The 20,094-nt window shown below is 38.1% G+C and carries 20 protein-coding genes; 16 read left to right on the top strand and 4 right to left on the bottom strand.

The window, feature by feature from the left end:
• Nucleotides 1–41 precede the first annotated feature (41 nt).
• The 4 genes from FBF61_RS29840 to FBF61_RS29825 form a co-directional block, all read right to left on the bottom strand.
• The gene (locus tag FBF61_RS29840) at nt 42–1,148 is read right to left on the bottom strand and encodes a ParB N-terminal domain-containing protein (protein ID WP_138484460.1); all 1,107 of its coding nucleotides are present in this window, start codon (nt 1,146–1,148) and stop codon (nt 42–44) included.
• 10 nt (nt 1,149–1,158) lie between these two features.
• Entirely contained in the window at nt 1,159–2,109 is a 951-nt protein-coding gene (locus FBF61_RS29835; protein ID WP_138484458.1) for an AAA family ATPase, read from the bottom strand.
• A 147-nt stretch (nt 2,110–2,256) separates the two neighbouring features.
• Nucleotides 2,257–3,690 (bottom strand): relaxase/mobilization nuclease domain-containing protein, encoded by a 1,434-nt coding sequence (locus FBF61_RS29830; protein ID WP_138484456.1) that lies wholly within the window; start codon nt 3,688–3,690, stop codon nt 2,257–2,259.
• Entirely contained in the window at nt 3,687–4,235 is a 549-nt protein-coding gene (locus tag FBF61_RS29825; protein ID WP_138484454.1) for a hypothetical protein, read from the bottom strand. The genes FBF61_RS29830 and FBF61_RS29825 overlap by 4 nt, the downstream gene beginning before the upstream one ends.
• A gap of 513 nt (nt 4,236–4,748) precedes the next feature.
• Between FBF61_RS29825 and FBF61_RS29820 the strand changes: the two genes are divergently transcribed.
• The 16 genes from FBF61_RS29820 to FBF61_RS29745 all read left to right on the top strand — a co-directional run bounded on the left by FBF61_RS29820 (nt 4,749) and on the right by FBF61_RS29745 (nt 18,890).
• Complete coding sequence (locus FBF61_RS29820; protein ID WP_138484452.1) at nt 4,749–5,156, top strand: hypothetical protein; 408 nt, start codon at nt 4,749–4,751, stop codon at nt 5,154–5,156.
• A 29-nt stretch (nt 5,157–5,185) separates the two neighbouring features.
• Nucleotides 5,186–5,899, top strand: a complete 714-nt coding sequence (locus tag FBF61_RS29815) for a P-loop NTPase family protein (protein WP_138484450.1) — start codon at nt 5,186–5,188, stop codon at nt 5,897–5,899.
• Complete coding sequence (locus FBF61_RS29810) at nt 5,899–6,444, top strand: hypothetical protein (protein WP_138484448.1); 546 nt, start codon at nt 5,899–5,901, stop codon at nt 6,442–6,444. The genes FBF61_RS29815 and FBF61_RS29810 overlap by 1 nt, the downstream gene beginning before the upstream one ends.
• 97 nt (nt 6,445–6,541) lie before the next feature.
• Complete coding sequence (locus tag FBF61_RS29805) at nt 6,542–7,324, top strand: hypothetical protein (RefSeq protein ID WP_138484446.1); 783 nt, start codon at nt 6,542–6,544, stop codon at nt 7,322–7,324.
• 243 nt (nt 7,325–7,567) lie between these two features.
• Entirely contained in the window at nt 7,568–7,894 is a 327-nt protein-coding gene (locus FBF61_RS29800) for a DUF4134 family protein (protein ID WP_229214182.1), read from the top strand.
• A 91-nt stretch (nt 7,895–7,985) separates the two neighbouring features.
• Entirely contained in the window at nt 7,986–8,336 is a 351-nt protein-coding gene (locus FBF61_RS29795; protein ID WP_138484444.1) for a DUF4134 family protein, read from the top strand.
• 8 nt (nt 8,337–8,344) lie between these two features.
• Nucleotides 8,345–8,776: a DUF4134 family protein gene (locus FBF61_RS29790; protein ID WP_166444648.1), complete on the top strand. Its 432-nt coding sequence runs from the start codon at nt 8,345–8,347 to the stop codon at nt 8,774–8,776.
• A 92-nt stretch (nt 8,777–8,868) separates the two neighbouring features.
• Nucleotides 8,869–9,198: a DUF4133 domain-containing protein gene (locus tag FBF61_RS29785; RefSeq protein WP_138484440.1), complete on the top strand. Its 330-nt coding sequence runs from the start codon at nt 8,869–8,871 to the stop codon at nt 9,196–9,198.
• 8 nt (nt 9,199–9,206) lie between these two features.
• Nucleotides 9,207–11,729 (top strand): TraG family conjugative transposon ATPase, encoded by a 2,523-nt coding sequence (locus FBF61_RS29780; RefSeq protein ID WP_229215282.1) that lies wholly within the window; start codon nt 9,207–9,209, stop codon nt 11,727–11,729.
• 30 nt (nt 11,730–11,759) lie between these two features.
• On the top strand, nt 11,760–12,941 hold the full coding sequence (locus FBF61_RS29775; RefSeq protein ID WP_138484436.1) for a hypothetical protein: 1,182 nt from the start codon (nt 11,760–11,762) through the stop codon (nt 12,939–12,941).
• A gap of 35 nt (nt 12,942–12,976) precedes the next feature.
• Nucleotides 12,977–14,194 carry a TraJ family protein gene (locus tag FBF61_RS29770; RefSeq protein ID WP_138484434.1) on the top strand — a complete coding sequence of 406 codons (1,218 nt, stop codon included), beginning with the start codon at nt 12,977–12,979 and terminating at the stop codon, nt 14,192–14,194.
• Nucleotides 14,195–14,423: 229 nt separating this feature from the next.
• Nucleotides 14,424–15,050: a conjugative transposon protein TraK gene (traK, locus tag FBF61_RS29765; protein WP_138484432.1), complete on the top strand. Its 627-nt coding sequence runs from the start codon at nt 14,424–14,426 to the stop codon at nt 15,048–15,050.
• Between the two features lie 281 nt (nt 15,051–15,331).
• Nucleotides 15,332–16,768, top strand: coding sequence for a conjugative transposon protein TraM (traM, locus tag FBF61_RS29760; protein WP_138484430.1), 1,437 nt, complete (start codon nt 15,332–15,334; stop codon nt 16,766–16,768).
• Nucleotides 16,769–16,807: 39 nt separating this feature from the next.
• Nucleotides 16,808–17,800 (top strand): conjugative transposon protein TraN, encoded by a 993-nt coding sequence (gene traN, locus FBF61_RS29755; RefSeq protein ID WP_138484428.1) that lies wholly within the window; start codon nt 16,808–16,810, stop codon nt 17,798–17,800.
• 2 nt (nt 17,801–17,802) lie between these two features.
• Complete coding sequence (locus FBF61_RS29750) at nt 17,803–18,375, top strand: conjugal transfer protein TraO (protein WP_166444647.1); 573 nt, start codon at nt 17,803–17,805, stop codon at nt 18,373–18,375.
• 20 nt (nt 18,376–18,395) lie between these two features.
• Complete coding sequence (locus FBF61_RS29745; protein WP_138484423.1) at nt 18,396–18,890, top strand: hypothetical protein; 495 nt, start codon at nt 18,396–18,398, stop codon at nt 18,888–18,890.
• Nucleotides 18,891–20,094 lie beyond the last annotated feature (1,204 nt).

Genomic DNA, 20,094 nt, shown 5'->3' with positions numbered 1-20,094 from the left:
TTTACACGCAGAGAAATTTTTAAAAGTGACAGCGTGTCACTTTAATCCCTTAGACTTAGAAGCTCTCCTGCTTTATTAATGATTTGAATTAGAACATCCTTAGATAGGTGTTGCTCGAAGAGTTGCTTTAAATCTCCCTCTATCTCTTCTACTGTTAAGACAGGCTCAGCTTCCTGAATATCAGCAGATTCCGAATTTCCGATTAGCGTAGATTGCTGTGAATCGTCTTTAAATTCATCTAAATTGAAAGCATCAAGTTGATTCGGCTCTGCTTGAATTGCACTTATGCTATCTTCTGAGTCTACATAATTAGAGAATGTACTATCAACCAGTTCATCGACCTTTTGTACGGATTGCAGATTTTGCTCAACATTTTGTTCTGCCTCCTGCTCTTTTAGGAGTTGCAGCACACCTTCCATCGAGTCTATTGGCGCATCAGGATTGACCGATTTTAACGCTTGAACGTCTTTTTTTGCCAACTTAGATTTTCCAGAAAGAACATCCTTCTTAAATTCGGGTGTTAATTTGTCCATTCCTTCGGCAAATTCACCATCTCTTTTTATAGTTCTGGGAGTTACATCAAACTCCTGAGCAAGTTCTTCTGCAACATTTATTTTTTCTTTAACTGATTTTCCAGATGCCTTACCTGCTTTTTTTAGCTCATTATATTTTAATCCACGTAAATAAGAAATCTGTTCTGGTGTAAGATTTCTGCGGCCAAGTTGATAATCTATCATATAATCCTTCACTTCGGAAAGACCATTGAAGTTCATTTTGTTAACCTTAAAATCTAAATTTCGCTCCTTTGCTATTCCATATCTATTGTGGCCATCAAAAAGGACATATACGGTCGAATCATTATCTAAGTTTGCAAACAGCTCATGGGATGGGCTATTTGCCTCTAATCCATTAAGAACCGTTATTACATCAGTTTCCCAAACAGAAAGTGGGTCTTTGATACCATATTTGATTAAGTTTTCCTCTAATTGCTTGGATTCGTCTTCTGCCAGGGCCGGAATCAAGTCCTTTAACTCAGGAAGAATAATTATTTCAGATTTAATAAGAGATTCAGTTACAAATGCAGATGGTTTAACATCGCTTGTCTTTTCCTTGAATTTATCCATTGGATTAACTTTGACCTTTGCCATAATATCTTGATTATAAGTTAATTAATTCTTTTGCTAGGCTTACATACTGGTTCCAAGGAGCGCTCTGCGGGCTATACTTAAACAAATCTTCTTTCGCTACCTGACTTTCTTTGATTGCAGTTGACTGAGTAATAACTGTTTCAAATGTATGGATACCCTTAAATGACTCTTTAATGTAGTCCATCATATTTGAGTGTATCTTAGTTCGTTTATCTACCATAGTGAAGACAAAGCCTTTCAGAGATAAATTTGTATTTGAATGCTCCCGTATTTCTGAAATCAATGTTATCAAGTTATTTACTCCATGATAAGCTGATGCTTCAGGCTGAATCGGTACAATACAAGATGCAGACGCAATAAGCGAACTTGTTGTTAAAATATTTAGCGATGGTGGACAGTCAATTAAAATGTAATCGTAGTCACCCTTTAAAGCATCCAACTTTCTCGAAAGTCTAGTCTCGGCTCCGACTGCACTAACCAAATCTTTCTCTTTTTCAGCCAAGCGTATATCAGATGGCGTTAGAAACAAATTTTCGTCAATTCTTAATATAGGTAGGGGAGTCCTTCCTAATAAGCTATCAATAACTTGCTCTTTTGGTTCTCCTATATTAAAGCACTGCGATAGATTTCCTTGTCCATCCATGTCCACCATTAATACCTTAAACCCTTCCAAGCTTAACGCTTTCGCTAGATTAATTACAGTTGTAGTTTTACCAACTCCTCCTTTATGGTTAACTACTGAAATGATGTTTGCATTCTTTTTCCTTTGTTCATCGCTGTACCCATATTTAGCCAATGCAGCTTCGATAGCCTCTAAGTGCTTTGAAGGAATTTCTATTGGATCAGCAATCATTGCTTTTGCAATAGTCTTAGCAGGTACTTTGGCATCCTTTTCAATTTTTGATACATTAAGACCGTCCCTAGATCGAATGAACGCAACTATTTTTTCTGAGGTCACCATAAAAAGATATATTTGGTTCTAAATATTATACTCAAATGTATAAAAAGAACTACATAGTACCAAATTATAGATTTAATATTTTATATATACTTTGTATTGATTTGTTTCCCCTTTGTTATTTTGTCATAAAGTGACAGCGTGTCACTTTTAGAGCTTGTTTTTCTTCTTGGGTTTTGCCCGAAGATTCTTCTTCTTTTCTTCTTTCATTTCTTCCAGTCCTCGTGTTCCAAACTCATTATCATAACCAGAAGCATTTCGTTTTACTTCTGCTGCAATTTTTCCACGTGATTTAGCTGAATCGGCTTCAATTTGTCCTGCATTATTGCTGGTTAGCAATCGTTCAATTGTATAGTCTAATCCTAGGCTTCCCGCGCTACTGGAAGTTTCAAGGGCAGATTTATTCGGTTTGTTAATCAGTGGCTTTTCGCTTTCAGGTTTGACGTTAGATTTCGTAATTGGAGAACCGTGTCCGATATCGTTCCAGGTTCCCTTATTAATGTTGTCATCGATGACAGAATATTTGAATTCAGGCCCAAGCTGCGCTCCCGTGATCATTTTCGAATTCCTGGTTGGCAGATCAGCTTTGCTTTCATCAGGGATACTGAAATTTTTTGTAAAGAGAATACTTGTAAAAGGTTTCCCCGACTTTTTATTAATCATGTCTTTCGTTTGAACGCCATAACCTTCCTTGTTTAATGCAGTCACAAAATCTCGGAATGTTTTAGAAACAGGCGCTGTACTTTTAATCAACTGTTTCAATTTATCCTTTTCAGTGGTTTTGGGGTTATCGACACCAAACTTATCATCGGGCAGATAGCTTCCAGCTATCCTTTTTTCAAGGTTGAGCTTAGAATACTCTCGTCCTAAATCAGATCCCTTAATAATAACACCTGACGACTTCTGAATAAATGTAATGCCGTTGCCTACCTTGGTCTTAAAACCCTTTTGTAGAAGCTTCACACGTAGGGATTCTAAGTCTTCTGATTCGGGAATCATCTTATCAATATGGTTTCTCAGCTGCGCATGGATCGGGTTGCTTTTCCTTTCTGTTTTGCCATCAATCAATAAACTATCCATTTGTTTAGTGGATTGAAGGCCATACTTATTCTCCATTTTTCTGGAAAAATGGCCCATATCTAAAAAATCATAACTGGTTGAAACAGTATTCTTTCCCAGCTCATTTATCTTGTTTGCTATAATATGTATGTGCTCGTGTTCTTTGTCAACATGTTTATAAGCAACAAGTCCATTCTCTTTTAAGCCAAATTCCTTTGCGTAATCTTTCACAATATTTTGCAAAACTTCATTGGATGGGCTTTCACCTGGCGGGAAAGAAAAGCTAACATGCGCAACAGGGCTTTTTGTCCTGGTGTTCTGGTCTGCCACAGCATGAAGTTCATCAGCGATGTAACTTAGGTCTATGTCTGGACCATACAATTCTAATGCGGTGATGTTTTGAAAATAAACCAGCTCACCCCTGATTTTTAAATCCCCGTTTTCATCAACGCTGCTTCGATCATACTTACAGTATATCATAGCGTTTAGAAAGTCACCACCAGATTTACCAATATTTCCAATCATTTTAAATCACTGGTAACATTATACATATCAGTAAATGAGTGCAGCTTTTCCCTGATTTTTTGTAGCAGTAGATCAATCTCGGCCACCGGCTCTAAGTCTCTGTCTAGCTTATTGACCAATTTTTCAATTTTGATAAATAAGGAAGCAATACTGGCAATCAGACTTTGGCTTAGAACCATTTCATTGATCGAAAAATCTGCCCTTTGAACCATGCGTTTTAGACCAGCCGCCATGTTTCGAAACTCATCCGAAATTACGGTGTCGGCAGATGTATTTTTTGCAAGCAAAAGCACACTTCCTGCCATACGAAGAATGTTGGTCATTTCAGCTTTGACATCCTCCGGAATTGGCCGGCGCAATATCTTAGATTCTCGGTTAAGCAGTTTCTCTCTGCAAAAAACAGTGAAGTCAACCATGGATCCTTCCTGCTCAGCTTTCAACTTAGCGATCTCATCAGGCGTTAGCATCAGGGTCACTTTTACTCTCACCTGGTTTGCGGCGAGCTTAGGTCTCCCCGCTTTTTTAGCTCTTTCTTTCTTTTCCATTTTTCTACAATGAGCCGGAGGGCGAATTGACTCCCAGGGGGCAAGCGGTTTTCGGAGGGTAAAATAAACGAAGTAATATTTTAACCGGGTGAAAACATAGCTTGCTATTACGACTCTAAAAAGTTTAAGCAAAAGTACCTTAAAAAAGGTCTTCGATTAACACCTCTTGTAATAAAATATCCTTCTTCTGATAGAATGTGACTCAAAAAATTGTACAAAAATAAGTAATGAAGCTCGGCAGGTTGATCAAACCCCTTTTCGCATAATAAACAATGATATATGCCGGTACTTTACGAGTATTATGCGTGTACTATAATTTAAGAAGAAGAAAAATTACTCACAATATTCTTCAAAATGCGTAGATGCATGTACTATACATGTACCATGCATGTACCATGCGTGTACTTTAAATTAACACAATGACCTCCTTGCATTATTTCAATAATCATCGAAACAAAAATATTTGTTTTTATAAATTATAAATTTAATATTTGATAAATAAATTTATGGTTTATGAATGCACAAGAGTTAGACTCAATTAAGAAGAGCCATTTACGAAATATGATCTTGAATGGTCAGAGAAAAGATCTCTATAAATTATTTGTAGAAGTTTATGGTGATATCATCTGTCACGGATCTATAATTTCTGCTGCTGAAATAATCAGTGTCGACATAGGAGTAAAAGTTAGCGTAAACACGATCAGAAAAATTCGCGAGAAAAAATTGATACAAAATCAATTTAAAAGAATCGAAGGGGATAAAAGTGCCGATGAATTGACAATATCAAGAGTGACTAAAGAGCCAGACCAAGCCGAGAACTCCAAAGAGTTCGACAAAAAAATGGAATATCTCAAAAACTGGAAACCCATCGAACCTAGTGAATCGGAAAAAGAAGTTCGAGTATCGGGTTTAAGATTCTAATAATTAATAACCAATTTTTATCAAAGAAAATGAAACAGTTCAACTTTATTATCCAATCAAAAGGAGGAGTAGGAAAATCATTCTTTACTTACCTAATCGGAATTAAACATGAAGAAATTAAGGAGACACTTTTCCTTGATGTGGATGGCTCTACAAAAACCAGTACCAACCAATTGAAATTCCTCTGGGAAGAAAGGAGAATAGGATCTATCCATCTGTTAGATGCACAACAACGTATTGCGAGAGACTTACTGTTTGGAAGTATCGAAGAAACAGCAACCTTGCCTTACACTAAATTTATCCTTGACTTCGGCGCACCAGAGTCGGAACAGCTCCCCGCACTCTTTTCAAGAGATATCCAAGAAAATGATTTAAAGGGATTTGCTGATTATTTAGAAAGTGAATTTATTTTCCATGTAATCATAGCTGGTGGGACTGCATATGCAGCATGCACAGACTATTTAAAGCAGATTGTTAAAGTAATTGGAACAGAGTTCAAGATTGTTGCATGGGTAAACGAAAATACATTTTTGAATTATTCAAACCAGATACAGGACCTGGAAGAAGCTTCCAAGGTGTTGCAGTTTGAAATTCAAAGATTTGGGAATATTCTTTCTGGAAGCGTGTTTGACACAAAAGTTGGCACAAACATTAAGGATGGACTTGGCAGCGAAGGGATTAAGAAGTCCGGATACATGATTAAAACGCAGATGGATCGGTTAATCTCTGAAATCAATATCTAATGGAAAGTATCTCCAAAGACGAAATCAAAAGAATACAGGGGTACTATCTTCAAAAATATGGTGAATCCATAGACCCTACTACTGCAATGCTCCTGAATGAGGTTCAAGAGATAAAAAAAAGCTCATTAGTCGAAAGAGACATGACCCTTGAGAAGATTAACAACGATATTGAATCCATTAAAGACTTATATAAACCCTTTCTTACAAATCAAAGTAAGATTGCGTTTCTGTATGGGCTGGGCAAATTCGCATGGACTTGGGTAGCCGCAATTGCCTTGTTATTAGGTGTATTATTACATCATACAAGAGAATCAACAACGTCTGAGTATAGGCAAGCCAGTAGTGTGTTAGACCGCTATCCAAATGTAGTAGCCTTTGAGCACCTCATTAAAAATGGTCGCGTCGTGGAAAATAAACGAGGTCTCTTCTTGGAGATAAAACCTGCTACAACGAAACTTTTACTTGGTAATACATATGTTCAAGATCCTGATAGGGCTATGAACAAGGAAGCATCAAAAATCTTAATTCCACTTTCATTTAAGTAAGTTATAATAAAAAAAATTTGCAATTAAATATAAATTATAGATTTTATATTTAATACCTTTGACAAAATATCAATTTAATATTTTCACCTCACAAACTATGCTAGCTATCGTTATCAGTAATTCGATTTACATAATTCTGTGTTTTGTATTGTTCATCGGATATGTATTTGCCTATACTTCATTAAATGGGCTGCTATCTAAGAATCAGAACAAGTTAAGCGAGAAACCGACGGCTGAGTCATTCAATTCACTAAAAAGCGGTAGGGGAGGCCCCATCTCAGAAGCTGACCGTAGGAACATTGAAATGGCAAAGAATGGAGGTCATGAAGAGAACAATGAAGGATTCATGTTTGATGAAAATGCAAGGATAGGAGGGAACCAGCCTGCCGAACTACCTGAACAGCAAACCTCTGAGACGATTGTAGATATTGAAGATTACGAAAAAAAAAAGCTCTTAACGGGTCAACAGCTTCCTAATGGATCTAAAAATAATTTAGAAGAAGGCAAAGAACAAGGTGGGGAAGAAAATATTGGCGTAACCGATAATTCAGAGGAAGATGAAGGCGATGGTTTTGATCCTGTGATCCATAACGAAGATGATGAAGATGAATCTCAGCCTATCAGCATTGAAGAAAAATTCATTGGAGAAATGTCATCAGAGGATTTGATTCTTCATAGTTCATTAAAAATTCAGATGCACGAAAGTGAAGAAATAAGAATAGCTCTAACCCAGGAATGCATTCAAGTCAATGATACGGTCAACAAACTCGAAGCTGACACAGGTAATCGTATAGAGCTTATCGTTAGCAAACTTCTTACCTCTCGCGAACGAGTCGTTTTTAATTTATTCCCCCAATTTCAATATGAACAAGCTGCATAAACTAAACTTCGAATTAGCCCTTGGTGTACTCCTTGGAGCACTATTGATCTTTTATGTTGGATTCAAAGGCTCCCTATCTCTTGTCACAATTGAAGAAACATTTTTCTATTGTGTCTTCTCCACCATTGGAATTTTAATAGGGTGCTGGGGGTATAAACAGTTCAAAAAAACCGTGTCCTAAAAGTCAAACAAGCATTTTAACAGTTCATTTTATATATTTTTTAACAATTCAAAAACAGATTTATGAAACAGATTTTTAAAAAGGTGACTGCTGCATCAGCAATGGTTTTGGTTGGAATGGGTAGTGTTTTAGCCCAGGGTAATGCAGGTATTCAGGCCGGAGCTGCTGCAATTCAGCAAGCAACAACTGATTTGCAGGCATACTTTGAGCCGGTGACAACTCTGATCTATGTAATTGCCGCCTTGGTAGGTTTGTTTGGAGGTTTCCGCATTTACTCTAAATGGCAAAATGGAGATCAAGATGTACAAAAACATGCAATTGGCTGGGTTGGTGCTGTTTTATTCCTTCTTGCAATCGCAGCTGTATTGCAGGCAGTATTCTTCACCTAAGAAAGTAAAGTAATTAACAGAACAATTACATGCCAAATGGTTAATAGCCATTTGGCATTCTTAACCTTACAAATTATAAACCATCAAAGTTATGAAAAGTATGCCGGGCCAAATTTTAGTTCAAATGCAACATTACGTTGGAACAGGAGAAGGTGCTATTGATGGGTCAATAATTGACAGATACGTAACAAACCCTATATCAGATAATTTACAGCTCTTCACAACATTTGTTTACGTAATCTGCGGATTTATGGGTTTGCTTGGCGGCTTTAAGATCTATTCGAAGTGGATGAATGGCGATGATGATATTAAAGGATATGGGTTTAGATGGGTTGGTGCAATCATCGCAGTACTCCTTGTAGGAACATTGTTGCAAAGAATTGCTTCACAACAAAAAGCCATGTCGGGTGATTCGAATGTTCAAAACTTTATAAATGAATAGCTATGTCAATGAGTGGTGCATGGGTAATGGCAAAAATTATAGCACTGACTATTATTGCTGTTGCCGGATTAATAGCAGGGCTGCGCATTTTCCAAAATATGCAAAAGGGAGAAGAGTTTGAAGGTCCAATAATTAGATGGGGAGCGGGACTGGTGGGAGCATCTGCACTTGTATATGCTGTGGAAGCTTTCATTTATACTGATAGCGCTGGGTGGGCAAGTTCAGGTACTGCCCCACACTTAGTAGCAATAAGCTACGGAGCGGAAGCTCATCAAGCTGCTCTATACTTAGGAATTCTATTTTCAATTATCGGTCTTATCCGTATATATAAGAAGGTTCGGGACGGAGATGATGATGTTTATGACTACGGACTCAAATGGTTTGGCTCATTGATGTTCCTATTTATGATGGGATGGATCATTGACAGCATACTCAATTAGGTGACAATCTGTTACTTAACTCAATAATTTCGAAATCAACACCAAAGGTATTAAGTGACAGTGTGTCACTTTAACATAACCATCTATTAGCCATGAAAAAATATACCATTTATCGAGGAATCGACAACGAGATCGAGTTCAAAGGTCTCAAAGGACAGTTCTTCTATTATGCAGCAATTGGAGCTGTTATAACGATCATGCTGACTTTGTTTTTCCATATTGTTGGACTGCCGATCATTATCAGCATTGTCTTTCTTGTTGGCGGTTTAGCTACCTCTTTTTTTGTACCCCAGCACTACAACAAATCTCATGGAAAATGGGGGTTTAGCAAGTTGCCTGTTGTTACCATGCAACCCAAGTTTATAGTAAGACGAAAAGCCGCGCGTAATGTCGTAAAACTTAGAGCAGTTAAAAGAAATTAGTTATGTCAATGAAAATCAAGGAGGAAGAAAGTATCTTCCCAATTCTCGCAATAGATTCACACACAGATGTTATGGTATCAGCTAATGCTGACATTACCCTTGCATTTGAGCTAACACATCCAGAAGTATTTACAGCTTCGGATGGTGAAATTGATATTCTTTCTGACGCATACGTTAATGCGATTAAAACACTCCCTGTCGGATATATTGTTCATAAGCAAGACTGGTATGTTGAAGCTGAATATACTGCTGACTTTAACAATCCAACCATTAAAAACGGAAACTACCTTGCTCATGCAAACGAAAAGCATTTTGGTGAAAGACCTCACGTAATACATAAATGTTACATATATGTAACCCGGCCCTCAATGGATGCAAAAACAAGATCGAGCAAGAACTCATCTTTGTTAAAAAGGCATCTTGTCCCAAAAGAAATGTTACAGCAAAGCACATGGGATGCTTTCATGGATTCATGCGCACAATTCGAATATCTTCTGAATGGATCTGGTAAAATTAAGGCTCGGAGATTATCACCATCAGAAATTTTAGGTACTGAAAAAGAAACCGGACTGCTTGATAACTACCGCAGCCTAAGCTATGAAGACAGAAGTTTATTAGAAACGGAAACATCAAAAGATGGCTCGTTAAAAATTGGTAACAAATGGGTATACATGTACGTAATATCCGAATTGAATGACTTTCCACCAGCTGTAACCAATTCTATAACCTACGAGCCGTATTCCTCTGATAGATACCAAATACCAGTAAGCACTGGTGCAGTCCTAGGTATTGGAATGCCCTACAATCATATCTTCAATCAAGTAATAATGATTGAAGATCGTGGGAGTATCAACAAAAACCTTGTGAAGGAAATTAAAAGACACAACTCCTTTTCTGAGTGGGAAAAAGGGAATCAGGTATCAATGGCATACAAAGATGATTTTCTTCTAGAAATGGAAAAAAATGGAAGGGTTCCTGTAAAGGCGCATTTTAATGTCATGATTTGGGCAAATGACAGAGAAACTGCGGAAGCATATAAATCAACTACGGCTTCTTCTATTGCAAACTTGGGGTTCACCCCACGACAAGCTAGACACGACATATCTACAATATATTGGAGTTGCATACCGGGTAACATTGCAGAAATCGGAATAGACAATTTGCTAACATCATTTGTTGACGAAGCCGTTAGTTTACTGGCGATGGAAACAAACTACAATGACGCTGGATATTCTCCCTCCGGGATACGAATGACAGATAGGTTTGGCTATCCATTAATGGTTGATCTGTATGATGCCCCTTTGAAGAAAGGTGCGATCGCTAATAGAAATACATTTATTGTGGGTCCATCTGGATCAGGAAAATCCTTTTTCACAAATAACATGGTCTATTACATGCTTACAGCCAAGATGCATGTAAGTATTGTAGATGTTGGGCACAGTTACAAAAAATTATGTGAAACAATGGGTGGTAGATATATCACCTATTCACAAGATGATCCAATCGCCTTTAATCCATTCTTCTTTAAAACACTCAATCCATCAGAGGAAGATGAAGACGCTCTGTCTGAATTGCTATTAAGCCTTTGGAAAACAGATAATGAGCGAGTAACAAATGCTGAACTAACAACTATCAGAGATATTGTTCACTCATATTATGTGTTCCTAAGAGTTAAAAGATTATCTGGAGAGAAGTACTATCCTTGTTTCGATACTTTTTACGACTATACAAAAGTTGAGTTTCCCGCAGTATTCCATAAAAACGGCGGCAGAGAAGATGTCGAGTTTGACTTAAAAAATTTCCTTTACGTATTGAAGCCATACTATGATGATGGGCAATACGGTTTCCTGCTCAATTCCAGGAAGAACATTGATTTGATGGATCTCCCTTTTGTGATCTACGAGTTGGACAACATTAAAGACCATCCTGTATTGTTTCCGGTGACAACAATCATGATTATGAATACTTATGTACGTAAGTTATTCAACGTAAAGGGAACAATTAAGGCTCTAATTATTGAAGAAGCCTGGAAAGCTTTGACGAAAGAAAAATTTGCAAACTTCCTGCGTTGGGCATCTAAAACAGTTAGAAAGCATGATGGTTCCTTGATAGTTGTTACCCAGGAACTTGATGATCTTATCGGTAGTGAAGTTGTAAAAGATGCAATTATCAATAACTCTGATATTAAAATCCTTTTAGATCAGAAAAATTACGAAAACAGATTTAAAGAGATTGAAGGCTTACTCGGATTAAGTGAAAAACAGGCTTCCATTGTACAATCTGTCAACAGATCCATTGATCATAAAAGGCCACCTTACAGAGAAGTGTGTATCCTTTTAAAGGACTACGCCAAAGTGTATGGTATTGAAGTAAGCCCAACCGCGTATGCTGCCTTTACTACTAGAAAAGATGAAGTGGAAGAAATACATAGACTTGCCAAAGAGGTTTATCATAATGATATGACCAGAGCTACAACTGCTTGGGCAGATGGAGAACGGCCACTCCCGCAATTAGCAACAAGCAACAACTAAAAGTCAATTCCACTTTAAATCATAGCAATCATGAAACTTAAAAAACACGTTTTTGCAGCATTACTATTTTTCTTCTTATCGGGCGGTGCGTATTCACAAATGATTACGAACGATCCTATCCACACTGTAATTACAACCATTATCAAGTTCTTCCAAGAACCCAGCTTTGTACAATTGGTAGGTAATGTGAAGAAATTGGTTCAAATCAGTAAGTTCATACGTCAAGTTGGAAGGGGTGTAAGCTTGGCTCAGGAAGCGACGACTACGTTAAAGCTGATCAATAACTATGGAGCTGCGCTTGCTGCTGATAAGCACATATTATCATCAGAATATAGCGTGATATCGAAAGACTTTACAAGTTTTTCTAAGGAAGTAGCAAATATCACTAAGGATTTGGCCGAAGTGGTGCAACAGAAAAACTCTACGATGGATGATGGTTCAAGACTTGAGGGAGTGAACAAAGCTTCCGAAAGACTGCGCAACTTGAATTCGGAAATTAAGTCATACGTCGGAAAGATAAACTATATCTCACAACGAAGGGCATTCGGTATGGACGATAAAAGTGCCACTGCCCGTCTTTACAAGATTGCCAGTAATGTATCAGGAGAAGGTGGAAGTGGCTTTTCCGGTGTTGATGAGTTCCCAGGTTATACATTCGGAAACGAATATGATAATGAAGAAGTCGATTTTGACATTGAAAAAAAGATGGCTCAGGAGGCTGCCATGATTCAACAGCAACTTTATCAGGAGTTTAATAATAAACTTCAAATTGCCGAATTAGAGGCTCAATCACTTGCAAACATGCGAATACCAAAAACAACTGAGAACGGCTTCTATGCAATAAAAATGAGAGAGGGAGCCTGTCCAATGGTTCCTACTCCAACTGGAAACGGTACATTTTTCGGGACGACCATGCATTATGATTCAACGTCCGGAGTAACGGTAACTACTCAATATGAAGACAAAGGGAAAGATGATTTCAAGAAAGCTATGGCAGATTGGGAATACCAAATGGAAGAAATATGCGGGCCACTTTGGGAAGCTTACGAGAAAGGAATTGATATGCAGCGCAACATGCTTGTGCAGGAAACGGTAGCTCCGCTCAGAGATCAGTACACAAAAGAAATGAACGAGAAAATGACCGCAGCCGAAGCCGCGATTGCAGAGAAATATAAAGGGCAGTCCACGACAAAAATTAAAGAGAAAGAATAGCCCTTTCTCTAACATACACAATTAACATTGATCATATGAGCACATTTATGCTACTGGCTGACAGTTTCGGCAGCGCCGATCTATTGAGAGTAATAGATTTAATGTATACGAAGCAGGTAGCTGACAATACTTATGGTAGTGCTATTGGTACTGAGCTAATGGCCGCATCCAAGGGAATTGCCGGAATCGCTGGCCTATTTTACATTGGTTCAAAAATATCCGGTCAGATTGTAAGGAACGAAGGAATCAATTTTATCCCCCTACTCAGGCCATTTGCCTTAATGATCTTAATAGGCTTGATTCCAGAGATTACTAATCTAATAGATGCAACGTTTAAGAAAGTTGCTGTTGCTGCGCAAGCGGACAGTGAGTCAGTTAAGCAAAGAGTTGCTGAATTACAGAAAAAAAGGGAACAAGCTGTTAAAAAGAAGTGGCAGCAAATAGAAGAAAATGAAGATGCATATAACATGGAATTTGGGGAGCCAGAAGACGATATGTTTAAATCAGTCAGCAAGGCTTTTAATATTGCAACTGGAAAAATGGCAGATGATTTCAAATCAGCTTTATATGACTTCACACAAGCCATACTCGCATTACTGGGAGATATTGCATACATAATCCTGTATTTGATCTCAGCAATATATCGTATAATACTAAGAGTTATTGCTCCATTAGCCATTGCTTTTGCCATTTTCGATGGTTTATCCAACAACGTAATTGAATGGTTTGGCAAATACATTAACTATGCCCTTTTGCCGATGGTGGCTGGAATATATCAAAATATCGCTGTCACTCTAAACATGGGGTTTCTGGATGAAATGATGATTTCTGGTGATATGTCTTCCACGCTTCCAGGACAAGATCCATTTGCCTTTGGGTTAGTTTATACCGGAGTCCTTATTATCCTTTTAGTACTCTACACACAAATACCATCCATTACAAACATGATAATGGTTGTCGGTGGATCATCCGGGATGATTCAGGGACTTACGGGAAAAGCTGCTGCTGGTGGTATGGCTGCAAAACGGTTCGGAGGTATGAGAATGGGCGGTGGTTCAATGGGTGCTGCTAGTATGGGTGGAGCTGGACCAATGGGATCAGTTGTACAGCAAGCAGGAGCATCACGCGGTATGGGTAATATAATGGGATCAAAAAATAATGATAGTGGTAGCCAAAATGGTGGCGGCTATCCATCAGGAAGATCCGGATCTTTTTCGGCCAAGCCAGCACCAAAAACAGCAACAGTTAGCTAATGAAAAAACCATCATTATACCAATCGTATCTCCGAGTGCAACTGGAAGCGATAATTATTACAATTCTTGCTTTCACCTTGACTATCGGATGTTTAGCCTGGTGCTACAAATATTATGCAGACGAAACAGCAGTGTTCTATGTGCATAACCGAGGTGTCACTATACAGGTGTACGACGAGACAAAAAATAGAACTGAGATCATCATTCCAAACATCAAAAAAATAAAAAAATGAATGAGCTATTAAATATGGAGAAGGGGCATCAACGGAACAGACTACTGGTAATTACAGTGATCGTTGGTTGCATATTAATTTGCATTGTTTCGGTAGTGCTCGCTTTTAAACAAGTTCATGATTCAAGTAATCGGATATATGTGATTAACAGAGGTGTTGCACTAGAAGCGTTTAGCGCAAATGTATTAGAAAACCGACCTGCAGAAGCAAAATTCCATGTAACTCGCTTTCACGAGCTGTTTTTCACTTGTCCGCCTGACGCAAGGTCAATTGAAGCGAATTTTGTTAAAGCTTCCTTTCTAGCAGACGAATCTGCAAAGCGAACGTTTGACAGATTAAAGGAAGATCAATTTTATCAAAAGTTGATTCAATCAAATACAAATCAGAAAGTTACAGTTGAAAGCGTCGATGTAGACTTGAAAAAATATCCTTACACGGTAAGGACAATTTTTAAAATAACCCAAGAACGAGCAACCAATAGAAGTACCCGCATATTGGCCTCAGAAGCAACCTTGGTTGACGTTACACGATCAGAGGTGAATCCCCAAGGTTTCCTTTTAAGAAACTTTACAATTACTCACAGAAGTGATCCTAAGGAAGAAAATGTGGGAGCTGTCAGGTAAAAAAATGTCTTCAAAAATTAACCCTGGTTGAACAATGATTCTCAACAATTTTAAAAGAAAAGATAAAAAACCGGCAGACGAGAAACAACTATCTGGTTATCAGTTAGGTTCGACTATCCGTGAAAAGATAGATGCCCAATTCCAGATAACAGGAAACAAGCTAAATTCTTGGCAGGACATAATTGGAAAAAAAACGACAAGTGGAATTGTCATTTTCTTGTGGGTTACCTCCTTCTGCTACTTCTTATATTCTATTTTATCAGTAATAATCAAACACTAAAATGGCAGCAACTACCGAAATAAAGGCTGAAAAAGCTAAGGCTCTTTCGAAGCCATCGAAGCACTTATTCATGATACTCCTACCCCTTCCTTTTCTAGTTGGAATAGGTATTGTCGGCAACCAGCAAGGATGGATTGGAGGCCCTAAACAAGAAGTAAACAAAGAAGTAGGTCTGGATCTGGCCATACCGGATGCAAAAGTTAAAGAGTTGAAGAAAGACCAGAAGTATGATGCAGCAGCCAGTTTACCGGGAGATATGCAGCCGGTTTCTGGCCTGGGAATAACGCTAGATGACAATGCGAACATCAATTCCCGCATGATGGCAGGTGATAATAATAACGTTAGTGGATTGGAACCGAATACCAAAAGTGATGTCGAAAATTTTGCAAAATCAATTGGGGCAGCAAATAAAGGGACTGGCACTTTGAGTTCAGAGGATATGAAATTGACCAGCCAGCAAAGAAAAAACAAGGTGAGACAAAGCAGTATCGCGCAGCAAAATGCCTACAATCGAGATGTTAACCGGACAGTTAACAATATGTATAATAATCCTGCTGCTGAGCGAGAAGAAAGAGCTGAGAAGGCACGAGCGATCAGAGAAGAAGAACAACGACTTAAAGCAAATGACAAACTGCTGGCCATGCTAGATAAGCAAATGAACCAACAAAACCAGCCGGTGCAGCGGCCTATGAATGTTTCCCAAAACGCAGTTCCAAGAAATTATTCTCCTGGAAGAAATAAAGGACAGAATACTCAAAGCAGTGATGAATATAGCGTAGAAGTTAACACTTCTTCAATCGGAACAAATGGGAGAGAAGGTGGGAATGGATTTTACGGATTGAACGGCAGTAAGGTGAAAAACAATCGACCATCAAAAGTTAAAGGATCTATCCGGGCCGTAGTACATGGTGACGGAGATGGGATTATAGTAACAAATGGTTCATCAGTTTCTATCCGGATGCAGGATGAAACCAAAATTATGATAGAAGGAGAACCACTAATCCTGCCACAAAATACTTTGGTATACGGAATTGCCCGAATTACCGGAGATCGTATAGATATATCCGTTAGCACAATTAGAGTGAATAACTTCATCTACAATGTAAGCCTTGTAGCTTATGATTTGGATGGCCGCAAGGGTTTGTACGTTCCTGATATGAGAATTAAGCAACAAGTAAATAACTCACTTGCACAAAGCTCGACGCAGATGATGTCTCCTTCATATGTAATGGGCGGGTCGGTCGCACAACAAGTTGGAGGTCAGCTCGCCAGTCAGGGCGTTAATATGGTGATGCAAACAGGTAGAAATGTGCTTCAAAGAAAGATGCAGCAGCCAAAGGCTCAGGTAAGACCCAACTACCAGATTCTGTTAAGAGCGGGTAAAAATAACGAAGAATCTGAGACAGAAGAAGAAACTGATTCTGAGATCATTGAATAAAAAAACATCAAAAATTTACCAAAATAGAAATCAATAGTCATGAAAAAAATACTTTCAATTGTACTAATGCTAGTTTTGAGTAAAAGCGTAGTTGCTCAGGATAATGCGCAGATAGTGAGCGATTCACTAGATTCACTGATACCAAACAGTTTATCAAAAAAGAGTAACTTAAAACCAATAGTAATTGACCCCCACCCTTTCATCTTGCCGATTGCAAAAGCATCGGTAAGAGGGAGCTACCCTGTCGAGCTATCATTTAACAAAACCACTCACATAGTGTTTCCTAGTAAAATAAAAGATTTCGATGCCGGAAGTGACGTTGTAATTGCTACTGTTCCGGAAGCTGTGCTCAATGTTCTTCGTGTTAAAAGTGATGTAAAGGGCTTTGTGGAAGAAACAAATATGACTGTTCTAACAGAGGATGGAGGACTTTACAGTTTTTTAGTGCGTTATAATGAAAACCCAGCGGTGTTCAACATTAATATTTCAAACAATATAATCGCTGATTATGAAGCAACGAAGGCATTAGGAATAGGTGCTGGTTCGAATAGTTCTCCAAACACTTATGTACTTGCGGAAGGCAATTATGTAGAAGAAGCATTGAAGGCTTCCTCTCAAAAAGTTGTAGATAAGAAGAATTTCATCCGGCATGTGGGGGCCAAAAAGGACAATTTTGAAGCTCTCGTAAAGGGTTTATACCTAGACAATAATAATGTCCTGTTCATGAAGCTTCAACTCCGGAACAAAAGCTATATGCCTTATAAAATTGATTTTATCAAGGTGTTTGTCAGAGATAAAAACTACGTCAAGAGAATGGCTGTACAAGAGGAAGAAATTAAAACTTTAATGTCTTATCCAATTACTCCTGACCAGCTAAACGGCTACTCAGACATTGATAAAGTGATCTCATTCCCCTATTACACACTCGCGGATGGTAAAATACTAGAAATTGAAGTCTATGAAAAAGCCGGTGGCCGCCATGTAAAGTTCCAGTTGGACAATCAGACATTACTTCAGGTAAAAAATCTATGATCATGAAATTGATAAAATTCACAATATTATTTTTGTGCCTTTCGGTTACTTATTCTTTTTCCCAGGTACATGTTAAAGGCAGTAGATTCTTTGACATTGCAGCTGGTACTGTTGATGGCATTGATCATAACCTTAAAAATGACAACTCAGGTTTTTGGGTATCACTTGGCACAGGTAGATATAACAAATTTGAAAATTCTTGGAGGTGGAACTTAGACTACTTGCAGAAGACGTATCTGTTCAGCCCTGATGGACTTAATACAGGAACAATCCCGGTACGTCATTACAGTGTTCAATTTGGACATGGCTTCAAGCTTATCAAAAGCAAAAGAAGAGTCTTTTATCTCAATGCCATTCCACAGTTACTTGCTGGTTATGAAAGTATTAATAACAATGTTAGCGTAGCCGGTAATTACCACATAAACAACAAGAATAAATTTCTGATTGGTGGAATGGTCGGAATAGAAATTGAAATAGAACACTTCACAATCAAGGCAAAACAGCGCTGGCTCCCTAAGTCAAGTACAAAGATATTCCACACCCAGCTGGGAATCGGTTACCGTTTCAATAGATAGTGTAAACAATAATTAGAGCTATGAAAAATTTAAAATATATGTTCGCAATGTTCTTCGGAATAGCGATACTGACAGGATGCGAAGGACAATTAAGCCTAACGCCTATGGAAGATTACGGTGCAACGCCAGGCTTTCCTGAATACAACTTTTCTTTTCGGGCAATGGATGCGAAGCTGGGCCGGGATACAAGCTATGTCGTAATACCAACAGATACAATTAGCAAAAGTAGAGTTACCTTCCTTGAACTGTACTTAAAACAGCTTACTTTCAGCAAAAATGTAAATTATAAAATAACCTATCAAGTCGATGAAGGTACTGACGCTAGCTTGGTATACAGGTCGCAAGAAATAAGAGCGAATGACTGGCTCAACGTGACAACATCGAATTTTGCCAAAGACAAACTATATATTCGATTCATTCCCATAACCCTTGGGCAGACATCAGCAAGCATTACCTGTACTGACGATGCAAAGAAGTCAAAGACCTTTAAAAAGAGCTTTTTTATAGTCAAATAAAGACCTAATTTTGACTTACGAATGTTAAATTTTAAGAGGTTTAATTTTTCGCGCCCCAATACCCTGTCAGGTTTGGGGCACTTTATAATCTCCCCTACCCTACTTAATTTGCTAGTGTTTTGTGCGCCGGCACCAGGTGTGGCCAGCTGAAAACCTTAGAGAAATTGACAAGATTTTTGAGCAGGATTAGAATTTTCTTAGGCGCTGATTCACTGATCAGGCCGGGAGCTAGGGAAGTTGATTAGCAAAAGCTTAGGCTTTTTAAGAAAGGTTACATGTAGTATTCCCGACAACGGGTATTGCGTTGCAGGGCTTCGGACCAAGTGCTGCAAAAAAATGAAGTTTTACCTCTATAAACAGCTATATCACGGCGATCATCATGTATTAACCTTCCAAAAGCCGCCAGAATCAGACTTTGAAAATGAATTACATGTAGTATTTGCGACAACCCTCCTAAAATTAGGATAGGTAATAAATTAATATGAAACAGCTGAACCGGATCAATAACCAGATTGAAATTTTTCAAGTAAAAACAATGAAACGTTTCTCGCTAAGGATCAAAGGTTAGCATCTTATAAAACGGGTTACATGTAGTATTTCGGACAACCCATTCTTCTTCTAACATTGTGGTTAGTATGGATCACATCAGGAGCCGATGCTCGCTTAGGAGCAATGGACATCATCTTCTTAAAAGCTTACATGTAGTATTTCGGACAACCTATACACTGCATTTCCGTCTAAAACCCATCCAAACATAACGCTAAGATTTGCGTACAGAAGGATCATGCTTTAGAAAAATATTTTATTGAAATCTGCTTAGCATTAAAAACTTCTAAAAGTCAGAGATCTCAATTATCATCTTAATATTTACAGCCGATTTTATCGTCTGCACCGGGCTTTACGTGTTTAAGGTTGAAATCTATATCATATTTGATTGCAAATGTCACCAGAGCGACAATATGAGCCTTTAAAAACAACATAGGATCGTAAGACAGATCCAGTATTAGCAAACTGATCCACATGCAACTTAAAAATCCGGCTGATATCCAACTTAAAACAAAAATGCATCGGCCTCCGGCGTCTATTTTCCTTTCCATGATACAAGTTTTAAAATTCAACTAAATCTAATACAATGAAACGTAATATACAATATATTGTATTACCGAATTTTAGCTTATTTTAAAATTATACTCTTTGGTAAGTT

Origin of the sequence: Dyadobacter bucti (genome assembly GCF_005869225.1) — a bacterium.
GTDB lineage: Bacteria > Bacteroidota > Bacteroidia > Cytophagales > Spirosomataceae > Dyadobacter > Dyadobacter bucti.
This window is presented reverse-complemented; position numbering and strand designations above follow the sequence as displayed.